The sequence below is a fragment of the Streptomyces prasinopilosus genome (assembly GCF_001419695.1).
In the GTDB taxonomy this organism is placed as follows: domain Bacteria; phylum Actinomycetota; class Actinomycetes; order Streptomycetales; family Streptomycetaceae; genus Streptomyces; species Streptomyces prasinopilosus.
Map to the genome: position 1 here is coordinate 1 of NZ_LIRG01000602.1, position 6,975 is coordinate 6,975.

5 protein-coding genes are annotated in these 6,975 nt (G+C 76.2%); 4 read left to right on the forward strand and 1 reads right to left on the reverse strand.

Annotated elements, in window-relative coordinates:
- From AOK18_RS23025 to AOK18_RS23035, 3 genes are all read left to right on the forward strand, one after another.
- A partial coding sequence (locus tag AOK18_RS23025) for a poly(ethylene terephthalate) hydrolase family protein (protein ID WP_478078851.1) occupies positions 1–510 on the forward strand: 510 nt, incomplete at its 5' end.
- Between the two features lie 221 nt (positions 511–731).
- Complete coding sequence (locus tag AOK18_RS23030; RefSeq protein WP_079105136.1) at positions 732–3,668, forward strand: helix-turn-helix transcriptional regulator; 2,937 nt, start codon at positions 732–734, stop codon at positions 3,666–3,668.
- Between the two features lie 142 nt (positions 3,669–3,810).
- Positions 3,811–5,094 (forward strand): RsbRD N-terminal domain-containing protein, encoded by a 1,284-nt coding sequence (locus AOK18_RS23035; protein WP_055575087.1) that lies wholly within the window; start codon positions 3,811–3,813, stop codon positions 5,092–5,094.
- Here AOK18_RS23035 and AOK18_RS23040 read toward each other — a convergent pair.
- Positions 5,091–6,293 (reverse strand): erythromycin esterase family protein, encoded by a 1,203-nt coding sequence (locus AOK18_RS23040; protein ID WP_055695573.1) that lies wholly within the window; start codon positions 6,291–6,293, stop codon positions 5,091–5,093. The genes AOK18_RS23035 and AOK18_RS23040 overlap by 4 nt on opposite strands.
- 58 nt (positions 6,294–6,351) lie before the next feature.
- Here AOK18_RS23040 and AOK18_RS23045 point away from each other — a divergent pair, with 58 nt between their 5' ends.
- Complete coding sequence (locus AOK18_RS23045) at positions 6,352–6,969, forward strand: MerR family DNA-binding transcriptional regulator (RefSeq protein WP_079105135.1); 618 nt, start codon at positions 6,352–6,354, stop codon at positions 6,967–6,969.
- Positions 6,970–6,975 lie beyond the last annotated feature (6 nt).

Genomic DNA, 6,975 nt, shown 5'->3' on the forward strand with positions numbered 1-6,975 from the left:
GGTGAGGTAGTCCAGCGCGGCGACCAGCTGCTCGCCGCGCTGGACTACCTCACCGGACGCAGCGCGGTCCGCGGCCGGATCGACAGCAGCCGCCTCGGTGTCATGGGCCACTCGATGGGCGGCGGCGGCAGCCTCGAGGCGGCGAAGGACCGTACGTCGCTCCAGGCGGCGATCCCGCTGACCCCCTGGAACCTCGACAAGACGTGGCCGGAGGTCAGGACCCCCACCCTGATCTTCGGGGCCGACGGCGACACGGTCGCCCCGGTCTCCACCCACGCCGAGCCCCTGTACACGGGCCTGCCGTCCTCCCTCGACCGGGCCTACCTGGAGCTGAACAACGCCACCCACTTCACGCCCAACTCGAACAACACGACGATCGCGAAGTACAGCATCTCGTGGCTGAAGCGCTTCATCGACAACGACACCCGCTACGAGAAGTTCCTGTGCCCGCTGCCGCAGCGGAGCCTCACCATCGACGAGTCACGGGGCAACTGCCCGCACACCTCCTGACCCTCCGACGGACACCGACAGGACCGGTGGCGGCCCGCGCACGGCGCGGGCCGCCACCGGCGTTGTGCGGGCGCACCGCCGGGGGGCCGCCCGCCTGGGCGGTGGCACACGGCGTCCGCCGCGCATCCCGTGAGAAATCCCTGGTGGAACGGCGGACGGGCCGCCTCCGGCACCGGACGGGCTCCTTCCACCACTTCTTACGCGCGAGTAAGGTCGCGGAGATGACCGGACAGACGACCCGTGGAGCCGCTCCGCTCCGGTACCGCGCGGGCCCCCGGCGGCAGGCGTTCGCCGCGCTGCTGGACGGACTGCGCGCCGACGGCGGTGCCCATGTCGTGACCGGCGAACCGGGCGGCGGCCGTACCGCCTTCCTGGAGTTCGCGGCACGCGCCTTCCGCGCCGGACCGGTGTGGCACGTCCGCGCCGAACCGGCCCGTTCCCCGCAGCCCCTCGGCGGGTTGCGCACCCTGCTGCGCACCGCCCGCCACGCCGGCCGCGTTCCCGGCGACGGCACGGCGGAGGAGGTGCTCGTGGACGTCCTGCGGGCGGCGTCCGCCCGTTCGCCCCTGCTGGTGTGCGTGGACGACGCACACCTGTGGGACGCCGCGTCGCGCGCCGTGCTGGGCCGGGTGGCCGCGCGGGTGAACACGGCGGACGACGTCCACCGGGTGGGCCTGCTCGTCACCGTTCCCGGGCACCGGCCCGTGGAAGGGGAGTGGGCGGCACTGCCGGTGCTGCGACTCGCCCCGCTCACGCCCGGCGACGCGGCGGGGCTGCTGCACGACCGGATCGACGGCGCCGTCGACCCGGCCGTGCGCGACGAACTGGTGGCCGAGGCGCAGGGCAATCCCGCACTGCTGCTAGCTCTGGCCCACCGCCTCTCGCCCGCCCAGCTCCGCGGAGATCACGTCCTGCCCCGCCCCCTGGCCGACGCCGGGACGCTGACCGCCGTCGCGGGCGGATGTCCGAGCGGCCGACGGCCTTGCGGTGCCGACCTGTTGCTCCTCGTCGCGGCGGCGATGCGTGCCACGGGGGAGCAGGAGGCCGAGGCCGCACTCGTACGGCGGGCGGCGGGCGGCCCCGGCGGCGGGGGCGAGGGCGCCCCTCCCGGACCGTCCGGGCCGCCGCGGGTGCCCGAGCTGCTCACGGTCCCCGGGGACCGGCTCCGGTTCCGCAGCCCTCTGCTCGGCAGGGCGGTGTACGCCGGGGTCCCGTCCGAACGCCGCCGCGCCGCGCACCGCTCGCTGGCCGCGGCGCATCCCGCACCGCACGGCGTGCCCGCACTGCTGCACCGCTCGTGGGCCGCCCCCGGCCCCGACGCGGTGCTGGCCGCCGAACTGGAGGCCGCGGCCGCCGACCCGTCCTCCGGCACACCGCCCGCCCTGCGCCGCGCGGCCCGGGTGCGTGCCGCCGAGCTGACGCCGGACGACGCCCTGCGGGCGCGGCGTTACACGGCCGCCGCGGAACTGGCCCTCCTCGCCGGACATCCGGCCGAGGCCCTGCGGCTGCTCGACACCGCCGGGAGCCGGTCGGCGCCGGCGCCGGTACGCGGACGCGCCGAACTCCTGCGCGGCAGGGTGCTCCTGGCCGACGGCCCGGTGGACGACGCCCGGGAGTCCTTTCTGCTGGCCGCGGGTCTCCTGGCGGGGCCGGGTCCGAAGTCCGCGCTGACCGACGCGGCGGTCCTCGGCGCGGCGGACGCGGCCTGGGCCGCGGGCGACCGGCAGGGCTGCCTCCGCGCTCTCACCCACGGCACCCATGAGACCCCTGACGTCCCAGCCCGGGCCGCCCTCACGGGGACGCTCGACCTCCGTGCCGCGGGTGCGGGCCCCACGGGCCCGCGGGAGGCGGCGGTGCGGGAGGTGCCCGAGGGTCCCCCCGCCCTCCGCGACGGCGCCCCGGCGCAGCCCTCCGTTCCCCCGCCCGCCCTGCTCCGCGACCACCGGGACGGCATGCGCGCCGTGCTGCTGGGGAGGTTCGACCTCGCCACCGCCCCGCTGACCCGGGTGGTGGACCGGGGCCGCCCCGCCGCCGAGCCCGAGCGACTGCTGCGTTCGGCCGCCGCGGCCCTCATGCTCGGCGACGTCGGGGCCGCCCGCCGGGCCGGGGCGCGGGCCCTGGCGTCGGCGCGCACCCTGGGCGCCACGGCCCTCGAACCGAGAGCCCTGGAATACCTGGCCTACGCCGAACTGCGCTCCGGCCGGCACCAGTTGGCCAGGACCCATGCAGAGGAGGGGCTGCGTGCCGCACACCGGACCGGGCAGCGGAACACGGCCGCGCACCATCACGCGGTCCTGGCGCTGACGGCGTCGATCGAGGGCACCCGGCCGCGCGTCGCCGAGCACGCGACCGCGGCGCTCACCACGGCTCGGCGGCACGGCCTGGCCCAGGCGGAGCTGCTCGCCCAGTGGGCGCAGGCCCGGGCCGACCTGGGCGAGGGCCGTCCCGAGGAGGCCGCCGACCGGCTCGGCCCGCTGGTCCGTCCCGGCGCCCGGCGCGGGCACTTCGCGGTGTGGATGCTCGCCGTTCCCTGCTTCGTGGAGGCCGCCGCGCTGGCCGGCCGGCCCGAGGACGCCCGCACGGTGGTCGAGGACTTCGCGCTGTGGGCCGGCTGCGGTGCCGACCCGCAGGCCTGCGCCCAACTCCTGCGCTGCCGCGCCCTGCTGGCGACACCGGAGGCCGCCGACGAGCTGTACCTGCGTGCCCTGGACCGGCACGACGAGACGTCCGGGGACTTCGAACGGGCCCGTACCGAGCTGCTGCACGGGAAGTGGCTGCGCCGCCGGCGCAGACTGCGCGAGGCGCGCGTACGGCTGGGGGAGGCGCTGGTCGACTTCGAACGCTGCGGCGCACAGCCCTGGGCGCGCCAGGCGGCCGCGGAACTCCGCGCGGGCGGTGTGGCGCCGGGCGGGCCGGGGGCCGGTGGGCCGCGCCGGTCCGGAGCGCGGGACCTGTCCCTGCTGACCCCGCAGCAACTGCGCATCGCGCGGTGCGTCGCCGAGGGCGCCACCAATCGGGAGGTGGCCCTGAGCCTGTCCGTCAGCACCCGTACCGTCGACTACCACCTGCGGAACGTCTTCGCGACGCTCGGCGTCCGCTCCCGGGTCGAACTGGTCCGACTGGTCGAACAGGCGGAAAAGACCGGTGCACGGCTCTAGGGACCGACCGGACGGTATGCCATCCTTCGGGGCAGGACGAGTCGGGTGGCGGCCCGCCCACGGACCTCGCGACCGGCCCGCGGCCGGCACGGGGACCGTCGCGCGGGGGCCGTCGGGAAGCCGAGCCTGGGGGAGATGCGCGATGCCACACGCCGTACGGCCACGGAGCCTGCCGCGCCCCGGGCCCGTGCCCGCACCACGGGCGCGGGCACCGCGGGTGCGGTCGTTGATCGACGCCGACGCGCTGAGCGTGCTGCACCGGGCCGCCCGGGTACTGCTGGACGACCTGCCCCGGCTCTGCGACCAACTGGTCGCCCTGCTCCAGGAGCAGGAGCCCGCCTACCGGGCGGCGATCGAGAACGACCCCGCCGAGATCTGGCAGGAGGTGCACCGCTCGCTGCGGCACAGCATCGCCTCGCTCCTGGACCCGCGCGGCGTCAGGGACGCGGCACGCCGCTGCTCCTGGAAGATCGGCGCCACCCGCGCCGAGCAGGGGCTCCCCCTGGACGCGGTGCTGCACGCCTTCAGACTGGGCGGCTCCCTGGTGTGGCAGAGCCTGGTGGACGAGACCTCCCGGGCGGCTCCCGAGGACGTGCGGCTGCTGGTGCACGTGGCGTCCGACGTGTGGAACTTCGTCGACGAGCACTGCACCGTCGTGGCGGACGCCTACCGGCAGACCGAGCGGCAACTGGCCTGGCGGCGGGAGAACAGGGTGCGGCTGCTGGCCGCGGCGCTGCTCGACGGAACCAGCAGGATCGCCGACCTGCCCGAGACCGCGCTGGCACTGGACCTGCCGGAGCACGGCCGGTACGTGGTCGTCGCGGTCGCCGGCGGATTCGCCACCCGTCCCGGTGCCCGGGCGGCGCTCGCTCCGGGCGTGCGTGCGCACTGGCACGGGGGCGTGGAGACCGACCACGGCATCGTCCCGGTCCCCGACGGCGCGGAGCCGGTGGTGGAGGACGAACAGCCGCCGGGCGTACGGGTGGGTGTCAGCAGCGCCGTCGAAGGCCTCGCCGCGGTGGGGGAGGCGCGCAGGCTGGCGGACACCGCGCTGAGCCTGTGCCCGCAGGACGGGGGCACGGTCCGCCTCACGGAACACCTGCCGGCGGCCCTGGTGGTGTCGTCCCCCGACCTCGGCGCGGCCCTGGCCGACCGGCTGTTCGGCCCGCTGGCACGGCTGGAGCCCGCCGACGCGGAGGTCCTGCTGGACACCCTGGCCACATGGCTGGCCTGCGACGGATCCGCCCAGCGGGCGAGCAGACGCCTGTACTGCCACCGCAACACCGTCCTCAACCGGCTGCGCCGCTACGAGCAGCTGACCGGACGCTCCCTCTCCCGCCCCTTCGACCTCGTCGAGGTCACCCTCGCGCTGACCGCCCGCAGGCTCCTTCCGCTCCGACCCCGGCGCCAGGGCCCGCACGGCTAGCCTTCCGGCACGTCCTTGACGAACACGATCCCGTCGGCCTCCTCCACGTGGGCCGGGTCGAGGGGGAGGTAGCCGAACCAGGGGGACACCCGGGGTGCGGGCCGGCCGGGGCCGAGGAGAGCGGTCAGTCCGGGGCCGCCGGCCAGGAAGCGGTCCCGCGGCAGCGCGTACAGCAGCCCCTCGACGGTGTCCGCGGGCGGAGTGCCCACGTCCCGGTGCCGGAGCGCGCCGACCGCCGTGGCGAGGAACGCGTACTCCGCGCCCAGGCGGGCGTCCACCAGCGCGCCCGCACTCCACCACTCCACCGGCAGGCCGTCCATCCGCGTCCGGCTCCGGTTCCGCTGGAGGTGGGCGTTGTGGGCGTGGACGAGGACCGGCCCCCGCTCGGCGGCGGCGAGGAGGTTCTCGGCCATGATCAGGTCCCGCAGACCCAGCAGCAGCGCCATCCGGCCCGGGGACGGGTCGGCCATCGCGTGGTGGTAGCGCAGCAGACCGGTGGCGGTGCGCCCGTACAGGCGGGCCCGCTCCCAGGCCTCCCGCGAGCTCGCCCCGATCAGCTGCGGGCCCCACGCGTCGAGCAGCGCCACCAGGCCGTCGGCGAGCAGCCGCAGCCGGCCGGCCTCGGCCGAGCGCCCCACCGACCGGGAGGGGTCCCGCATCGCGGCGGGTTCGGTCCACCGGCCGTCCGCCCCGAGGAGGCGGTCGAGCGTCTCCTCGGTGCAGGGGAGCAGGTCCGCGTCCACGACGGCCGCGAGGCAGGCGTGGAGGGCGGTCAGGGCCTGCCGGGGGCTCGCGGCGCCGGTGATCTCCAGCGGCCCGTCGACACCGGCGAAGCGGAGCCGCTCGGACGCGGGCCGGCCCGCGTTGTACTCCCGCATCCAGCGCACGAGTTCGCGGTTGCCCGCGAACGCGCCCCACTCGTGGCTGAAGCCGTGTTCCATCACCTCGTCGAGGGCGCCCCCGCCCGAGGTGACGTGGTCGTCCACGACCAGGCCCCGCAGGCAGTCGCTCTCGATCGCGATCGTCCGGTAGCCCTCCTCCTCGACGAGCTGCCGGAACAACTCGTTGCGCAGCTCCAGCAGAGCGTCCTCGCCGTGGGTGGGCTCCCCGAGCGCGAGCACTCGCGGCCGGCCGGGGAGCAGGTCCATGACGGCCGTGGCGTCGACGGATCGTACGGCGTCCTTCAATCGAGTAGCCATGCCCTCAACGCTATCGTTGAACTTTCGGTGGAGACTTTTCCGCGATACCGTCCGCTCCGTGGGGCGAAACCTTCAAAGCGGCGAACGGCTGCGGCCGATCGACCTGGCACGCCGCCACGGTCTGTCCACCCAGGCCGTCAGGAACTACGAACAGGCCGGCGCCCTCCCGCCCGCCGAGCGCACCCCCCACGGCTACCGCGTCTACACCCCACTGCACGCACGTGCCCTGGACGCGTTCCTCGCCCTGGTGCCCGGCCACGGCCACGCCACGGCGACGGAGATCATGCGGGCCGTGAACCGGTCCGCGCTCGACGAGGCGCTGCGGATCGTCGACGAGAGCCACGCCCGGCTGCTCGACGACCGGCGCACCCTCCGGGCCGTGGAGGACGCCCTCGGGGACCTGGCACCCGGCCCGGAGCCCCACCCCCCGTCGGGCTCCGGCGGCACCTTCATCGGACCGCTGGCGCGCGAGCTCGGAATCCGCCCCGCGACGCTGCGCACGTGGGAGCGCGCCGGCCTGGTGAGCCCGCGCCGCGACCCGCTGACCGGCTACCGCGTCTACGACGAGGCCGACGAACGCACCTGGGCGATGAGCGGGGCGATCCGCTCCAGCGGGTGGCCGCCGCGACGGAGCTGGCGGGCCAGCCGGGCGTCGCGTTCGTCGGCCTCGTCGTAGACGCGG

Coding starts and splice junctions, on each gene's coding strand:
- AOK18_RS23030 (WP_079105136.1), top strand. CDS start 732: ATGACCGGACAGACGACCCGTGGAGCCGCTCCGCTCCGGTACCGCGCG.
- AOK18_RS23035 (WP_055575087.1), top strand. CDS start 3,811: ATGCCACACGCCGTACGGCCACGGAGCCTGCCGCGCCCCGGGCCCGTG.
- AOK18_RS23040 (WP_055695573.1), bottom strand. CDS start 6,293: ATGGCTACTCGATTGAAGGACGCCGTACGATCCGTCGACGCCACGGCC.